General features: G+C 69.5%; 15 protein-coding genes. 10 read left to right on the top strand and 5 right to left on the bottom strand.

Annotated features, from left to right (window positions below):
• Positions 1-46 precede the first annotated feature (46 nt).
• Complete coding sequence (locus tag OG194_RS12655) at positions 47-574, top strand: hypothetical protein (protein ID WP_327400975.1); 528 nt, start codon at positions 47-49, stop codon at positions 572-574.
• On the opposite strand, the gene OG194_RS12650 is transcribed toward OG194_RS12655, so the two are convergent.
• Positions 567-1,727: a serine hydrolase domain-containing protein gene (locus OG194_RS12650; RefSeq protein ID WP_327400974.1), complete on the bottom strand. Its 1,161-nt coding sequence runs from the start codon at positions 1,725-1,727 to the stop codon at positions 567-569. The two genes, OG194_RS12655 and OG194_RS12650, sit on opposite strands and share 8 nt — an antisense overlap.
• 283 nt (positions 1,728-2,010) lie before the next feature.
• Between OG194_RS12650 and OG194_RS12645 the strand changes: the two genes are divergently transcribed.
• Positions 2,011-3,306, top strand: coding sequence for an alginate lyase family protein (locus OG194_RS12645; RefSeq protein WP_327400973.1), 1,296 nt, complete (start codon positions 2,011-2,013; stop codon positions 3,304-3,306).
• Positions 3,307-3,351: 45 nt separating this feature from the next.
• Complete coding sequence (locus OG194_RS12640; protein ID WP_327407048.1) at positions 3,352-5,409, top strand: RNA polymerase sigma factor; 2,058 nt, start codon at positions 3,352-3,354, stop codon at positions 5,407-5,409.
• Here OG194_RS12640 and OG194_RS12635 read toward each other — a convergent pair.
• Positions 5,354-5,791 (bottom strand): winged helix-turn-helix transcriptional regulator, encoded by a 438-nt coding sequence (locus OG194_RS12635; RefSeq protein WP_327400972.1) that lies wholly within the window; start codon positions 5,789-5,791, stop codon positions 5,354-5,356. The two genes, OG194_RS12640 and OG194_RS12635, sit on opposite strands and share 56 nt — an antisense overlap.
• A 48-nt stretch (positions 5,792-5,839) precedes the next feature.
• On the opposite strand from OG194_RS12635, the gene OG194_RS12630 reads away from it, so the two are divergent.
• Positions 5,840-6,505 (top strand): NADPH-dependent F420 reductase, encoded by a 666-nt coding sequence (locus OG194_RS12630; protein ID WP_327407047.1) that lies wholly within the window; start codon positions 5,840-5,842, stop codon positions 6,503-6,505.
• Here OG194_RS12630 and OG194_RS12625 read toward each other — a convergent pair.
• Both OG194_RS12625 and OG194_RS12620 read right to left on the bottom strand, forming a co-directional pair.
• Positions 6,489-7,175: a glycerophosphodiester phosphodiesterase gene (locus OG194_RS12625; protein WP_327400971.1), complete on the bottom strand. Its 687-nt coding sequence runs from the start codon at positions 7,173-7,175 to the stop codon at positions 6,489-6,491. The two genes, OG194_RS12630 and OG194_RS12625, sit on opposite strands and share 17 nt — an antisense overlap.
• 37 nt (positions 7,176-7,212) lie before the next feature.
• Positions 7,213-8,301: an adenosine deaminase gene (locus OG194_RS12620; protein WP_327400970.1), complete on the bottom strand. Its 1,089-nt coding sequence runs from the start codon at positions 8,299-8,301 to the stop codon at positions 7,213-7,215.
• 419 nt (positions 8,302-8,720) lie between these two features.
• Between OG194_RS12620 and OG194_RS12615 the strand changes: the two genes are divergently transcribed.
• Entirely contained in the window at positions 8,721-9,509 is a 789-nt protein-coding gene (locus OG194_RS12615; protein ID WP_327400969.1) for a DUF4190 domain-containing protein, read from the top strand.
• Positions 9,510-9,879: 370 nt separating this feature from the next.
• Here the strand turns inward: OG194_RS12615 and OG194_RS12610 are convergent, their stop codons facing one another.
• Positions 9,880-10,473, bottom strand: coding sequence for an NADAR family protein (locus tag OG194_RS12610; RefSeq protein ID WP_327400968.1), 594 nt, complete (start codon positions 10,471-10,473; stop codon positions 9,880-9,882).
• Between the two features lie 211 nt (positions 10,474-10,684).
• Here OG194_RS12610 and OG194_RS12605 point away from each other — a divergent pair, with 211 nt between their 5' ends.
• The 5 genes from OG194_RS12605 to OG194_RS12585 are packed head-to-tail and all read left to right on the top strand — an operon-like array spanning position 10,685 to position 16,411.
• The gene (locus OG194_RS12605) at positions 10,685-12,220 is read left to right on the top strand and encodes a gamma-aminobutyraldehyde dehydrogenase (RefSeq protein ID WP_327400967.1); all 1,536 of its coding nucleotides are present in this window, start codon (positions 10,685-10,687) and stop codon (positions 12,218-12,220) included.
• 56 nt (positions 12,221-12,276) lie between these two features.
• A complete protein-coding gene (locus tag OG194_RS12600) occupies positions 12,277-13,524 on the top strand; it encodes an ABC transporter substrate-binding protein (protein ID WP_327400966.1) in 1,248 nt (415 codons plus the stop codon).
• A 5-nt stretch (positions 13,525-13,529) separates the two neighbouring features.
• Complete coding sequence (locus OG194_RS12595) at positions 13,530-14,684, top strand: ABC transporter ATP-binding protein (protein WP_327407046.1); 1,155 nt, start codon at positions 13,530-13,532, stop codon at positions 14,682-14,684.
• Positions 14,684-15,610: an ABC transporter permease gene (locus tag OG194_RS12590; protein WP_327400965.1), complete on the top strand. Its 927-nt coding sequence runs from the start codon at positions 14,684-14,686 to the stop codon at positions 15,608-15,610. The genes OG194_RS12595 and OG194_RS12590 overlap by 1 nt, the downstream gene beginning before the upstream one ends.
• Positions 15,611-16,411, top strand: a complete 801-nt coding sequence (locus tag OG194_RS12585) for an ABC transporter permease (RefSeq protein ID WP_033284912.1) — start codon at positions 15,611-15,613, stop codon at positions 16,409-16,411.
• Positions 16,412-16,432 lie beyond the last annotated feature (21 nt).

Genomic DNA, 16,432 nt, shown 5'->3' with positions numbered 1-16,432 from the left:
CCGGCATTGTTTTGAACGTGTTCAATTCTCGGCGTAAGCTGCCGCCATGAACGACAGAGCCGCCCTCCTGAAGGGCATCCGCGCCTGGCTGGTCCTGTTCGTCGTCTGTCTGGTGCTCAGCGGCGCCACCGCCTTTCCGCTGGTCCACGAACTCCGCTGGACCGAGGACGTGCTGAGGTCCCTGTCCGTACCGCACTACCTGCCCACGCTGATGGACTGGATCGTGCAGGTGCGACAGGGACTCGACACCGCCGACACCGACTACCCCTTCCTCCTCTACGGCACGGACTGGCTGGCCTTCGCGCACCTCGTCATCGCGGTCGCCTTCTACGGCCCTTACCGCGACCCGGTCCGCAACATCTGGGTCGTCGAGTTCGCGATGATCGCCTGCGCCGGGATCGTCCCACTCGCCCTGGTCTGCGGGCCGATCCGCGGAATTCCCTTCTGGTGGACGGTGATCGACATGTCCTTCGGCGTCGTCGGCATCGTCCCGCTGTATGTCGTACGGAGGAAGATCAAGCGACTTGAGGCCGTGACACTCGCGCCGACTCCCGCCCTCGCACCCGCTACTTGAGCGCCGCCAGCGCGATCCGTTCCGCGACCGCGTTCATCGACTCGCCCTTCGCGTCCGTCGAGTCGACCGAGTAGACGAGGGTGCGGGAGAGATCGCGGGTGGCGAGGACGACGGCGCTGTAGCCGTACCGGGCACCGGACTTGAGCCAGTAGATCTTGCCGCTGTACTCGAAGCGCTGGAGCCCCGCGCTGTAGCTGGCGCCCTCGATGCCCGCCGGGACTGTGAACATCTCCTTCAGCTGCGGGCCCGGTACGATCCGGCCCCGGAACAGCGAAGTGATCAGCCGCTCCAGGTCGGCGGTCGTCGAGATCATGTCGCCGGCCGCCCAGCGGTCGGCCTGGTTCCAGTCGGTGACGTCCACGAACTTCGTTGTGCCGTCTGCCTGTTGGACCAGCTGGTAGCCGTGGTTGTGCGGGCCTCGGATGCGCGGGTCGGTGCCGGGGAAGTACGTGTCCCGCATGCCCGCCGGGCGCAGGACGAGACGGGTGGCCTCTGCGGCGTACGAGTGCCCCGTCACCTTCTCTACCAGCAGGCCCAGGATCGTGTAGTTGATGTTGAGGTAGTCCTGCTCCTGGCCGGGGCTGAACTCGGGTCCCTTCGCCACCGCCGACGCCACCACCTGTCTCGGCGTGAGGGTGTCGAAGCGGTGCGCGTACTGGTCCTCGAAAGCGTCCCCGAAACCGTCACCGGCCTGGATACCGCTGGTGTGGTTCAGCAACTGCCTTACGGAGATGGGCTCGAAGGCCTTCGTGAGCAGCCCCGGCAGGTAGTGCTGGATCGGGGCGTCCAGGTCGACCTTCCCCCGCGCCACGAGCCGTAGCACGGTCGCCGCCGTCACCACCTTCGTCGTCGAGCCCGCCCGGAAGCGCGCGTCGGGGTCGGCGGCGGCACCGCTCTCCAGATCGTGCACACCCGAACTGCCGCGCCAGGTCCCGTCCGTGCCTCCGACCCGTACGAGAGCCGCCGTCGCGTCGGAGTTCGGGAGCCCGGTGAGTGCCGCGCGCAGTGCGTCGACGTCCAGCCCGGTTGTCTGTCGTGCGGTGGCCGACGGGGGTGCGGCGAACGCGGGTGCGGCCAACGGGCCTGCCGCGAGGGCCAGTACGAGGGAGGCGGTGAGGACGGTGGTGCGACGGCGGACGCGCGTCGAGTACATCGGCTGCTCCTGGGATCTCCGGTGGCTGTCGGTGATCAGCCTCGTCCTGCGCGGTCGTAGGGGGATCGTCGGCGAGGAGGGTGCCCGCCCCTGGTGTTGTCCGGAGCAACTGCCGTACCGCACAAGGGGTTTGCCAGGGATGCCCCCTACGGGATCCAACTCGGCCCGGCGAAATCGGAGTTGAGATGGAGTTGAACTCGGTGCCGGAAAAACTGTTATCGCGGAGACCTTCACCCCGTCTCCCTCTGCGTCCCCAGTCTCCTCACGCACCGGAGCCACCCACATGGCCACCAGCGCCCGCAAGCCCACCAACAAGCACCGCCTCACCCGCCGGGGCCTCTTCACCCTCGGCGGCGGAGTCGCGGCGGCGGGAGTCGTCGGCGGCGGTATCGCCGCGTTCTCCGGGGGAGGGGCGGACGCCGCGCAGACCGGCACAGCCACAGCCACCGCCGTCGGCACCGCCACCGCCCGGCCGCAGGCCCTCGTGCACCCGGGCATGCTCCACAATGCCGGCGACCTGCACCGCGCCAAGGTCCGCGTCGCCGCCCGCAAGGACCCCTGGCTGAAGGGCTGGACGCGGCTCACCGACAACCGCCATTCCGCGAGCGGTTGGCAGCCCCGCCCGCAGGCCGTCGTCGTACGCGGCGGCACCGGCCAGAACTACGTCACGATGTACAACGACATCCACGCCGCCTACCAGAACGCCCTGCGCTGGAAGATCGGCGGCACCAAGGCCAACGGCGACACCGCCGTCGCCATCCTCAACGCCTGGTCGGCCACGCTCACTTCGGTCAACGGCAACGCCGACCGCTTCCTGGCCGCCGGCATCTACGGCTACCAGTTCGCGAACGCCGCCGAACTCGTCCGCGACCACCCGCACTTCGCGTTCGCCCGCTTCAAGAAGATGATGCGCACGGTCTTCCAGCCGATGAACATCGACTTCCTCACCCGCCACAACACCGCCAACATCAGTAACTACTGGGCGAATTGGGACCTGTGCAACGTCGCCTCCCTCATGGCGATCGGCATCCTCTGCGACGACCGCGCCACCTTCCAGCGCGCGGTCACCTACATGAAGTCCGGTGCGGGCAACGGCTCGTTCAAGCACGCCATCCCCTTCGTCTACGCCGGCCAGAACCTCGCCCAGTGGCAGGAGAGCGGCCGCGACCAGGGCCACACGATGATGGGCATGGGCCTCATGGGCGCGATCTGCGAGATGGCCTGGAACCAGGACATCGACCTCTACGGCTACCTCGACAACCGGTTCATGAAGGGCGCGGAGTACGTCGCCAAGTACAACCTCGGCGCGGCCGTGCCCTTCACGACGTACGGCTGGCGCAGCGGGCAGGGCAACGGGCGGTACATGGAACAGCCTGTGATCTCCGACATAGCCCGGGGCGCCGTTCGTCCGGTCTGGGAGATTCTGTACAACCACTACGCACGCCGACGACGCCTCTCCACCCCGTTCATCACCCTCATGGCTGAGAAGGTGCGTGCGGAGGGCGGTGGCGGCGACTACGGCCCGAACAGCGGCGGTTTCGACCAACTCGGCTTCGGGACGCTGCTGTACAGCAAGTGACATCGTCGTGGACCGAGTTGTGACACCGGGAGGGTGAGAGGCGACGTGGACGGGCGGGAGTGGCGCTCCACCATCGCGGCGGCGCAGGGCGGTGACCGGCGGGCGCTGGACGAACTGGTCGCGGGCTGGCTGCCGTTGGTCTACAACGTGGTCGGCCGCGCCCTCAACGGCCATGCGGACGTGGACGACGTGGTCCAGGAGACGATGCTGCGCGCCGTCGACCACCTGGGATCGCTCCGCGACCCCGACAGCTTCCGTTCCTGGCTGGTCGCGATCGCCATGCGCCAGATCTGGGACCGGGCCCGCCGCCGCAAGTCCCCCGACCAACTCCCGGACGGGCTACCGGGAGACGCCGCCGATTTCGCCGAACTCACGGTCCTGCGGCTCCAGTTGGAGGGGCAGCGGCGCGAGGTCGCGGAGGCGGTGCGCTGGCTCGACGACGAGGACCGCCAACTCCTCTCCCTGTGGTGGCTGGAGGTCGCGGGCGAACTCACCCGCCGCGAGCTGGCATCGGCGGTCGGCATCAGCCGCCAGCACGCGGCGGTCCGCGTCCAGCGGATGAAGGAACGCCTGGAGACCGCCCGGTCCATCGTCCGCGCCCTCGACACCGCCTGCCCCGACCTGCGCGACGTCACCGCCCGCTGGGACGGCCGCCGCGACTCGGTCTGGCGCAAACGCATCGCCCGCCACCTACGAGGCTGCGCCTACTGCGGCGACCCCCGCGAGTCCGTCGTACCGGCGGAACGCCTCCTCGTCGGCATCGCCCTCGTCCCGCTGCCGCTCGGCTTCACGTTGTCGCTGGCGTTCGGGGCGAAGACGGCGGCTGCGGCGGCGGGGGTTGCCGGGGCTGCCTTTGGGGTTGGGGCGAGTGGGGTGGGTGGGGCTGGTGGTGTGGCAGGTGCCGGTGGGGTCGCAGGTGCGGCGGGGTTCGCGGGTTCGGTAGGGACTTCCGGGGCTGCGGGCTCGGCCGGTGTTGCGGGTTCCGCAGGGGCGGCAGGGGCTTCAGGCGTTGCGGGTACTGCGGGCGCCGCCGGTTCCGCAGGCGCGGCGGGTTCCATGGGCTCGGCGGGAGTTGCGGGCGCAGCAGGCGCTTCGGGCATCGGAGGTTCGGCAGGGGCCGCCGGCGCTTCCGGGGCCGCGGGTTCGGCCGGAGTCTCGGGAGCTTCAGGGGCTGCGGGATCGGCCGGGATCGCCGGTTCGGCCGGTGCGCCTGCCGGCTGGTCCGCCAAGTTGCTCGGGGTGCTGACCAAGCCCGCCGTCGCCGTGGCGGCCGGCGCGACGATCGCCGCGGGCGGTGTCTACGTCGTCACCCAGTCCCCGAACGACCCGCCCCCGAAGGCCCTCACGCCCACGGCGGCGGCCACGACACCCGGGCCGGGATCCGGCACCGCGACGACCCCCACGTCCCCCTCCCCGTCCACATCCGAGTCGCCCTCACCCTCCCCGTCCACCTCCCCGTCGAAGACGGCCACCGGCCCCTACGGCTCGGTCGTCGACGCGGTGGACCAGGCCCCGGACCCCAACACCCCGCCCGCAGCGCTCCCGAAGCGCCCCGCTTCCGGCGTCACCAGCACCGGCGGCGCGCACGCCACCATGAACCACCGGGGTGACAACGTGACGCTCAGCGGCCAGGGTTACGTCCTCGTCCGCTGGCAGATCTCGCCGCAGTACCGCAACGGCGCGCTGGTCATGCCGAGTTGGACCGCCCTGAAGGGCAAGCTGTTCCACGTCGCCTCGGGCGGCGGCCGCCGCATGGACGACCCGGTCAGCACCACCGACACCACCGCCACCGGCATGGGCAGCTCCACCACCGGCTACGACGTCCTGCCCACCGGCACCCAACAGATGTGGCAGAACGAGTACTTCTACGTCGACGGCAGCGTCACCCTCACCAACAACGAACGCGGCGCCGACTACGGCCTGAACGTCTTCCCCACCACCTGGGACGCCGTGGAACAGGACATCACCACCGGCCCCACCCAGGGCGCGACCCGCTACGGCCTCACCCGCGACACCGGCAAGGACAACACCCCGATACCGCAGTACCTCACCCGCACGACCCCGGCCGACGCGGCGACGGTGGTTCAGAAGTCCCGGGTGTGACGCGGCCCGGGTAGCTGTCCTGCGCGGCCATGACCTCGTCACCGTGCTCGAACGCCCACGCCCCGAACGCGTCGATCGGGTCGAGCAACGTCCGTCCCAGCGTGGTGAGTTCGTACTCCACACGCGGTGGCGAACCACCGTACGACCGCCGCGCCACGAGCCCGTTGAACTCCAGCCGCCGCAACGTCTCCGTCAGCACCTTCTGGCTGATCCCGCCGATCCGCCCGCGCAACTCACCCGGCCGTCGAGGCCCGTGCCGCAGGGCCCACAGCACCACGCAGTTCCAGGTGTTGCCCAGCAGGTCGAAGGCGAGCCGGGCCCGGCAGTCGGCGAGGAACACCGAGTCCGTCGGGTTCGTCGAGTCTGAGGTCACGCACCACATGGTGCCCGAGCGGCTTCCTACTGTCGTGACATGAAGACTGGCATGCGGATGCGCATAGGAATTCTCGGCACCGGCGGCATGGCGGACGCGCTGGGCACGCAGTGGCTCCGGGCCGGACATGAAGTCCTGTTCGGCGGGCGGGACTTGGGGCGGGCGGAGGCACTGGCCCGGCGGCGGGGAGGCCTGGCCGGCGGCTTCCGCGAGGCCGCCGACTTCGGCACCGGTGCCGTACTGGTGGCGTTGCCCTGGGACGCCGCGGCGGAAGTGGCCCGGCAACTCCCCTTGGCGGGCAGGGTGTTGATCGACTGCGCGAACCCCGTCGGCGCCGGCTTCCGCCTGCTCACCGCGGGCGGCCCCTCCGCCGCCGAACAACTCGCCGCCGCAGCCGGTCCCGAGGCCCGCGTCGTCAAGGCGTTCAACCTCTGCCACGAGGACGTCTGGCGTCTGACGCCGCCGGTGTTCGACGGCCGCCCGCTCGGTGTGCCGCTGAGCGGCGACGACGCCGAAGCCTTCGCGGTCGTAGGGCAGTTGGTGCGGGATGTGGGCTGCGAGCCGTTCGCGGCGGGGGAGTTGGGCCAGGGGGCGGGACTGCTGGAGGCGACCGCCGCGTTGCTGATCCGGCTCTGGGCGGGGGAGAGGGCGGACGCTCAGTCCATCGCCCCGCCAAGGGAGTTGGCGGGGCGACAGGGCGCGTCCCTCAGCTCTTCTTCCTGAGCCCGCAGAGCACGTCGACGCGATTGGTGGTGATCGAGTCGACGCCCATGTCGAGGAGGCGGCGCATCGAGCGGCGGGTGTCCGGGGTCCAGACCGACAGGAGGTAGCCGTCGCGGTGGACTCGGGCGGTGAGGTCTCGATCGACCAGTGTGAAGCGGTAGTTGAGCCAGCGCGGCCGTACCGCTTCGAGCACCGCCGGGCGCGGCGGCGCGAGTGAGGTCCAGGTCAGGGCGATCTCGGCGGAAGGATCGGCGGCACGGACGGCGAGCATCGCGTCGGCGCCCGCGCAGTAGTACGCCCGGTCGTCGGCCCCGCACTCCCGGATCACGTCCACGACCCGGCGCACGGCCCTCGGGTCGGCGGGCCCGGGCAGGTCGACCATCACCCGGCTGCCCTCGGTCGCGGCCAGCGCCTCGACCAGCGTCGGTACCCGGCCGTCCGTGAGCCCGCGCACCTCGTCCACCGACAGCGACTTCAGCGGCCGTTCCAGCTCCCACAGCCGTTTCAGCGTCTCGTCGTGCAGCAGCACGGGGACGCCGTCACGGGTCAGCCGTACGTCGAACTCGACGGCGTCCGCGCCCTGGTCGAGCGCGGAACGCAGCGAGTCGATGGTGTTCTCGCGGACACGGTAGGGGTCGCCGCGATGGCCCACGGCGGTCACGTTCTGCATGGGCCCATTCTGCTGGTTGTTCGCGGAGCGCCGGTTGTCAGGGGGCGAGCCACGCCGAGGTGTAGGTGTCGATCTCGTCGTCGATCCGGGCCTTGCCGGCCGCGTCGAGGAAGGAGGCCCGCACGGCGTTCTTCGCGAGGTCGGCGACACCGCGCTCGTCGAGGTCGAGGAGACGGGCGGCGACCGCGTACTCGTTGTTGAGGTCGGTGCCGAACATCGGCGGGTCGTCGGAGTTGATCGTGACGAGGACCCCGGCGCGGACGAACTCCTTGATCGGGTGCTCGTCCAGCGTGCGGACCGCGCGGGTGGCGATGTTGGAGGTCGGGCAGACCTCCAGCGCGATGCCGTGCTCGGCGAGATGCGCGAGCAGCTTGGGGTCCTGGGCGGAGGTGGTGCCGTGGCCGATGCGCTCGGCGCGCAGGTCGTTCAGGGCGTCCCACACCGTCTCGGGGCCGGTGGTTTCACCGGCGTGCGGCACGGAGTGCAGGCCGGCGGCGATGGCCCGGTCGAAGTACGGCTTGAACTGCGGCCGCGGCACCCCGATCTCCGGCCCGCCGAGCCCGAACGACACCAGCCCCTCCGGCCGCACCCGGTCGTCGGTGGCGAGCCGCGCGGTCTCCTCGGCGGCTTCGAGCCCCGCCTCCCCGGGAATGTCGAAGCACCACCGCAGCACGGTCCCGAACTCCGCCTCGGCCGCCTTGCGGGCATCCTCGATCGCGTCCATGAAGGCCCGCTCGTCGATCCCGCGCCGGGTCGACGAGAACGGCGTGATGGTCAACTCGGCGTACCGCACCTGCTGCCGGGCCATGTCCCGGGCGACCTCGTAGGTCAGCAGCCGTACGTCCTCCGGCGTGCGGATGAGGTCGACCACGGACAGGTACACGTCGATGAAGTGCGCGAAGTCCGTGAAGCTGAAGTAGTCGACCAGGGCCTCGGGGTCGGTGGGCACCTTGGAGTCGGAGTGCCGGGCGGCCAGCTCCGAGACGATCCGCGGGGAGGCGGAGCCGACGTGATGGACATGCAGCTCGGCCTTCGGCAGCCCGGCGATAAAGGCATGCAGGTCACGGGCCTGACGGGCGTGGCCGGCGGCGGTTGCGGCGCTGTGGTCGGAGCTCTGGTCGGACAAGGTTCCTCCCCGGAACGGCGTCCCGGGCAGTGCCGGGCGGGACGCGGGTGATCGGCTGATCGTTGACTCGGGATCATCGTAGGCCGGGGTGGGGGAGGGGGCGTGGGGTGAGGTGGGTAGGGCGGGTCGGGGGTGGGTGGTTCGGGTTGGGTGCGGGGTGCGGGTGGGTGGGGGCTGGTCGCGCCCGCGCGGCGGAGCCGCATATCGACACGGCCCCGCGCCCCTGAGGGGGTCGGAGTGGGCCGGGATATGCGGCCACGAGTGAGGGTGTGTTGTGCTGCTGCTCGCCGGCCGGCCCCGCCCGGAACCGGCGTCGCCGATCCCGACGTCATCCCCGACAGCCCGTGTGGCAGAGCCGTCAGTGGAACGCTCTAGCATGGTCGCTCTGAACGAAGGACCGACGGGGACGGGGACGGAACGTGGGGGACCAGACACAGCCGGATGCCGGTGCGGGAGCTAACCGCGACCCGTGGGCAGCACCGGAGAGCAGGCCATCGCTGGAGAAGGGCACTCAGCAACCCGCCCCGGCCCACCAGCCCCACCCGCAGGACCAGCCCCCGCCGCAGCCGCAGTCACCGTCCGTGCACAACCAGGCGACCGTGACCGCCATGCCGGCCGAAGGCTTCGCCCCACCCGGTTCGGCCGCAGCCCCCGCATCCGGCTACGGCCCACCCGGCACACCCCCAGGCCTCCCCACCTACGGCGCCCCCGGCTACGGCCAGCCCAACACCCCCGGCGGCTACGCCCAACCCGGCCCACCGAACGGCCCCGGCCCCGGAATGCCCGGCGGCCCGGGAATGCCGGGTGGCTACGGCTACCCCGGTTACCCGCAGGGCTACGGCTGGCCCGGTATGCCGATGGCCCCGCAGAACAACATGGGCACCGCGGCGATGGTGCTGGGCATCCTGTCCTGCTGCCTGTTCTGCATCTACGGCGTCGTCTCCCTGGTCCTCGGTGTCACCGCGATCATCCTCGGCGTCAAGGGCAAGAAGCGCGCCGACCGGGGCGAGGCGACGAACCGTGGTCAGGCTCAGGCGGGTTTCATCACGGGCATCATCGGGACCGTCCTGGGTGTCCTCACGGTCGCCGCGTTGATCGCCACCATCGTCTTCGCCATCAAGCACGGAGACAGCACCGACACCTCGGACACCGACCCCTTCTACAACTCCGCCCCCAGCCTGACGGCCCCGGCCCTACCCCAGACCTAACCCCGCATTCGCCCCACCTACGCGCCCTCGCCCCCTAACCCGGCCCACCCCTGCCCCCCTCAGGGGCGCGGGGAACTGCGCGACCAGCCCCCACGCACGTGCACTCCGCACCCAACCCAAAGCACCGACCCTGCCCCGGCACAGTCCGTCGCCCCCTAACCCCGCCCACCTCAACCCCCTCAGGGGCGCGGGGAACTGCGCGACCAGCCCCCACCCACCCGCACCCCGCACCCAACCGAAACCACGCACCCCCGCCCCGGCACACGCACCCCCGCCGCCCCCGAACCCGCCCCCAAGCCGACGCCCGCCCAAGCCCCAGCCCCAGCCCCCACCGAAGTCCCCCTCCCCCTCCCGCGCCGCGCAGCGCCCGTCATCCCACCCCCAACCGCCCCCGCGCCCCCATCAACGCAAACCCCAACAAATTAGCCCCCCGCCACCGCTCGGGATCCCCGGCCGCCACATCATCCGCGGCCAGCCCGATCCCCCACACCCGGTCCACAGGACTCGCCTCCACCAGCACCCGATCCCCCGTGCCCAGCAGAAACGCCCGCAGTTCCGCATCCCCCGCGAACTTGTGGACGCTCCCCTCGACGACGATCCCGAACCGCTCCCGCGCCCAGATCGACTCGTCGAACCCCCGCACCAGCCGCCCCGCGTTCTTGGCCTGAGACGGATGCCCCGCGGCCAGTACCCGCGCAAGGGCGTCCTCGTCGCCGAACAGCCGCGCTTTCCCCGCCATCATCCAGTGCTCGGCGGTCGCATACGTCACCCCGTCCACGGTGAACGGCGACGGCCACCACTGGCTCAGACAGCTCGCGCTCACGCGGCCGTCCGGGCGGGGCCGGTGGCCCCAGAAGTGCAGGTACTTGACCCTGGTCCCCGCGCGCACTTCCCTGATCAGGGCTTCCCGCGAATCGATCTTTTCCGCGGCCCCCGCCGCGAGCTTCCCCGTGATCCTGTCCATACACGCGAGTCTTGCAGGCACCACTGACACTCCGTCCCCCCTTTTCCACGAGGACTCGACACCTGGTCGACAGATTCCGTCGCGTAACCAAAAGGCAACAACGGAATCACTTGTTGGAGTCCCTTTGCTCTGTCAGGATCGGCATTCAAATCGAGCTGGAGCTACGCCACCCGCCAGCGGACGAAGCGGGGCGAAGGCGGAGGAGAGCGACATGCACAACCCGGGCAGCGTCACCCCGGAACGATTCCCCGCACAGGAGTACTTCGCGGACGGCGCGCAGTTCATCGCGGGCCGCCTGACCAAGGGCACCTCAGGTCACACCCACACCGTCGTCGACCCGGCCACCGGCGAGGACGTCTACACGTACGAGCTGGCCGGGACCGACGACGTGGACGCCGCCGTGGCCGCCGCGCGCGCCGCGTTCCCGGGCTGGTCGGGGGCCACGCCCGGCGAGCGCTCCGACGCGCTGCACCGTTTCGCCGCCGTACTCGCCGAGCGCGCGGACGACTTCGCCCGCGCCGAGTCCCTCCAGTGCGGCAAGCCGCTGAAGCTCACCCGTGAGTTCGACATCCCGGGAACGATTGACAACACGGCCTTCTTCGCCGGTGCCGCACGGCACTTGCAGGGGCAGTCCGCCGGTGAGTACTCCGGCGACCACACGTCGTACGTACGCCGTGAACCCATCGGCGTCGTCGGCTCCATCGCGCCCTGGAACTATCCCCTCCAGATGGCCGCCTGGAAGATCCTCCCGGCGATCGCCGCGGGCAACACGATCGTCCTGAAGCCCGCCGAGCTGACCCCGCTCACCTCGCTGATGTTCGCGCAGGCCGCCACCGAGGCCGGCATCCCAGACGGTGTCATCAACATCATCACCGGCGCGGGGAAGGTCGCCGGCGAGCATCTCGTCGGTCACCCGGACGTGGCCATGACGTCCTTCACGGGGTCCACCGCCGTCGGCAAGCGCGTTGCCGAGATCGCGACCGCCACCGTCAAGCGCCTCCACCTGGAGCTGGGCGGCAAGGCACCCTTCGTGGTCTTCGACGACGCGGATCTCGACGCCGCCGTCAACGGAGCCGTCGCCGGTTCGCTCATCAACACCGGGCAGGACTGCACGGCCGCCACGCGCGCGTACGTGCAGCGGCCCCTCTACGACGCGTTCGTCCAGAAGACCGCCGCCCTCATGGCGAGCGTCCGGGTCGGCGATCCCTTCGCCCCGGGCACCGACCTCGGGCCGCTGATCTCGCACGTGCAGCGCGACCGCGTCGCCGGATTCGTCGACCGGGCGCGTGACTACGCGCGCGTGGTGACCGGCGGCGAGGCTCCTCAGGGAGATCTCAAGAACGGCGCGTACTATCGCCCCACCCTGGTCGCGGACGCCGCCCAGGACAGCGAGATCGTGCAGTCCGAGCTGTTCGGCCCGGTCCTCGTGGTCCTGCCCTTCGACACCGACGACGAAGGTATCGCGCTCGCCAACGACACCCCGTACGGCCTCGCCGCCTCCGCGTGGAGCCGGGATGTCTACCGGGCCAACCGCGCGACCCGCGAGATCAAGGCCGGGTGCGTGTGGATCAACGACCACATCCCGATCATCAGCGAGATGCCCCACGGCGGATACAAGGCGTCCGGCTTCGGCAAGGACATGTCCGCCTACTCGTTCGAGGAATACACGCAGATCAAGCACGTCATGTTCGACAACACCGCAGTGGCCAGGAAGGACTGGCACCGCACGATCTTCGGGGACCGATAGCAGAACTGACGGCAGCCCGAGCAGCGGCCGTCTCCTCCCGAAAGGGCAGCACGCGCATGAAGCAGTACGAGCCCGACCGCCTGACCCCGGCCGAAGTGGCCGCCGTGCGGCGCAGCTTCCGCAAGAGCCGGTCCGCCATGACCCGCCGTTCGGTGCTGCGCGCCTCCGCGGGCGGCGCGCTCGCGGTCGGCGGACTCGGGGCCCTGAGCGGCTGCGGGATCCCCGCGGCAGGCAAGACGCAGGGCGGCGTGTCCGCCGACGACCACTCGGCCACGGAGAAGGAGATCGACTTCTCCAACTGGCCCGAGTACATCGACACGGACGAGAGCGGCAACCACCGTCCGACGCTGGACGCGTTCACCAAGCGGACCGGCATCAAGGTCAAGTACACCGAGGACATCAACGACAACGACGAGTTCTTCGGCAAGATCCAGCCGCAGCTCGCCGCCGGCCAGTCCACCGGCCGCGACCTGATCGTCCTCACCGACTGGCTGGCCGCCCGCATGATCCGCCTGGGCTACGTCCAGAAACTGGACGCGTCGAACCTGCCGCACGCCTACGCCAACCTGTCGGACCAGTTCCGCAGCCCCGACTGGGACCCGGGCCGGGCCTACTCGTACGTGTGGCAGGGCATCTCGACCGTCATCGCCTACAACAAGAAGGCGCTCGACGGCGTCGAGGTGAAGTCGATCTCCGACCTCCTCGACAACCCCAAGCTCAAGGGCCGCGTCGGCTTCCTCACGGAGATGCGCGACAGCGTCGGCATGACGATGCTCGACATGGGCAAGGACCCGGCGAAGTTCACCACCGACGACTACGACGCGGTCATCGCCCGCCTCCAGAAGGCCGTCGACAAGGGCCAGATCCGCCGCTTCACCGGCAACGACTACACGTCCGACCTCACCAAGGGCGACTTCGCCGCGTGCGTCGCCTGGGGCGGCGACATCGTGCAGCTCCAGGCGGACAACCCGGACGTCGGTTACGTCATCCCCGCCGCCGGCTACATGACGTCGACCGACAACATGCTGATCCCCAACAAGGCGCGCCACAAGACGAACGCCGAGCGGCTCATCGACTACTACTACGAGCCCGAGCCGGCCGCCGAACTCGCCGCCTACGTCAACTACGTCAGCCCGGTCGCGGACGTGAAGCCCTATCTCGCCAAGATCGACAAGTCGGCGGCGAGCAACCCGCTGATCCTTCCCGACAAGGCCATGGCGGCCAAGTCCCACGCCTTCCGCTCCCTGAGCTCGAAGGAAGAGACGGCCTACCAGCAGAAGTTCGCAAAGCTCACAGGGGCGTGACGACGATGAACACCAAGGACAACAGCGGCGATGTCCGCCTCTCCGGTATCAGCAAGACCTACGACAACGGCTTCACCGCCGTACAGCCGCTCGACCTGACCGTCCCCCAGGGCTCCTTCTTCGCCCTGCTCGGCGCCTCGGGCTGCGGCAAGACCACCACCCTGCGCATGATCGCCGGCCTGGAGGAACCTTCCTCCGGCACCGTCCACCTCGGCGACCAGGAAGTCACCGACCTCCCGCCCTACAAGCGGCCGGTGAACACCGTCTTCCAGTCGTACGCCCTCTTCCCGCACCTCGACATCTTCGAGAACGTCGCCTTCGGTCTGCGCCGGCGCGGCATCAAGTCGGTGAAGCAGCAGGTCGTCGACATGCTCGACCTGGTCCAACTCGGCGAGCAGGCCCGCAAGAAGCCGCACCAGCTCTCCGGCGGTCAGCAGCAGCGTGTCGCCGTGGCCCGCGCGCTGATCAACACCCCCAAGGTGCTCCTCCTCGACGAGCCCCTCGGCGCCCTCGACCTCAAGCTGCGCCGCCAGATGCAGCTGGAGCTCAAGCGCATCCAGACCGAGGTCGGCATCACCTTCATCCACGTCACGCACGACCAGGAGGAGGCCATGACCATGGCCGACACGGTCGCCGTGATGAACGCGGGCCGCGTCGAGCAGCTCGGCTCGCCCAGCGACCTCTACGAGAACCCCAACACCACCTTCGTCGCCAACTTCCTCGGCACCTCCAACCTGATCGAGGCCGAGGTCGACTCCAAGAGCGGCGACGACATCATCCTCAAGGCGGGCGGCGGCAAGCTCGTCCTCCCCGAGGCGCGATGTTCGGCGCCCACGACGACCGGCGGCAAGGTCCTGGTCGGCGTACGCCCCGAGAAGATCACCCTCACGCACGCCGACGACGCCGGCGAGATCCCGGCCGGCCGCAACCGCATCACCGGCAAGATCGCCGACTCCAGCTTCATCGGCGTCTCCACCCAGTACGTCATCGACAGCCCGGTCTGCCCCGAGTTCGAGGTCTACGCCCAGAACATCGACCGCGACCTCCGGCTGCGTCCCGGCGCCGACGTCGTCCTGCACTGGAACCCGGCCCACACCTTCGGCCTCGACGCGGCGCAGGACATCGACGCGGGCGTCGACATCGAGGAGGAGGCCGCCTGATGGCCGCTGTCACCGAGGCGCCGCCCCTGGCGCCCGCGCCGGAGGAGAAGCCGCCGCGCAAGAAGAGGGGCCGCTGGACGCCGTACTGGCTGCTGCTGCCCGGCATTCTCTGGCTGATCGTCTTCTTCGCGCTGCCGATGATCTACCAGGGCTCCACGTCGATCCAGACGGGCTCCCTGGAGGACGGCTACAAGGTCACCTGGCACTTCGTGACCTACTGGGACTCGCTGTCCGAGTACTGGCCGCAGTTCCTGCGCTCGGTCTTCTACGCCGCCGCCGCGACCATCCTCTGTCTGCTGCTGGGGTACCCGCTGGCGTACCTCATCGCGTTCCGCGCGGGACGCTGGCGGAACCTGATCATGATCCTGGTGATCGCGCCGTTCTTCACCAGCTTCCTGATCCGGACCCTCGCCTGGAAGACGATCCTCGCGGACAGCGGCCCGGTCGTCAGCGTCCTCAACACGCTGCACGTCCTGGACGTCACCAACTGGCTCGGCTGGACCTCCGGCGACCGCGTCCTCGCGACACCGCTAGCCGTGGTGTGCGGACTGACGTACAACTTCCTGCCGTTCATGGTGCTTCCGCTCTACACCTCGCTGGAGCGCATCGACGGACGGCTGCACGAGGCGGCCGGCGACCTCTACGCCAAGCCGTTCACCACCTTCCGCAAGGTCACCTTCCCGCTGTCGATGCCCGGCGTCGTCTCCGGCACCCTGCTGACCTTCATCCCGGCGGCCGGTGACTACGTCAACGCGGAACTCCTCGGCTCCACCGACACCCGCATGATCGGAAACGTCATCCAGACGCAGTTCCTGCGCATTCTGGATTACCCGACAGCGGCCGCGCTCTCCTTCATCCTCATGGCCGCCATCCTCGCCATGGTGACCATCTACATTCGCAAGTCCGGGACGGAGGATCTGGTTTAAATGGCCGTCGTACGCTGGTTCAAGCGTCATTTCGTCGTCATCGCGGGCCTGTTGACCCTCGGATATCTCCTCCTTCCGAACGTCATCGTCACGGTGTTCTCCTTCAACAAGCCGAAGGGGCGCTTCAATTACGAGTGGCAGCAGTTCTCGCTGGACGCCTGGGAGAAGCCGTGCGGTGTCGCCGACATGTGCGGCTCGCTCTCCATCAGCCTCCAGATCGCCGTCTGGGCCACCATCGGCGCCACGCTGCTCGGCACGATGATCGCCTTCGCGCTGGTCCGCTACCGCTTCCGCGCCCGCGGCGCGATCAACTCGCTGATCTTCCTGCCGATGGCGATGCCCGAGGTCGTCATGGCGGCCTCGCTGCTCACCCTGTTCCTCAACATGGGCGCCCAGCTGGGCTTCTACACCATCCTGATCGCCCACATCATGTTCTGCCTCAGCTTCGTCGTCACCGCCGTCAAGGCCCGCGTGATGTCGATGGACCCGCGCCTGGAACAGGCCGCCCAGGACCTCTACGCCGGCCCGGTGCAGACGTTCCTGCGCGTCACCCTGCCCATCGCGGCCCCCGGAATCGCGGCAGGCGCGCTGCTTTCCTTCGCGCTCTCCTTCGACGACTTCATCATCACCAATTTCAACGCGGGTTCGACCGTTACCTTCCCCATGTTCGTCTGGGGTTCGGCACAGCGCGGCACACCCGTTCAGATCAATGTCATCGGTACGACCATGTTCCTCGTCGCCGTATTGTTGGTCCTCGTCTCCATGGCGATCACCAACCGCCGCAACAAGGTAAAGGCATAACCGCAGCAATAGCGCCAACCC

The sequence above is a fragment of the Streptomyces sp. NBC_01288 genome, from assembly GCF_035982055.1.
Classification (GTDB): Bacteria; Actinomycetota; Actinomycetes; order Streptomycetales; family Streptomycetaceae; genus Streptomyces.
Note: the sequence above shows the minus strand (reverse complement) of the source record. Positions and strands in the feature narration are given on the sequence as shown.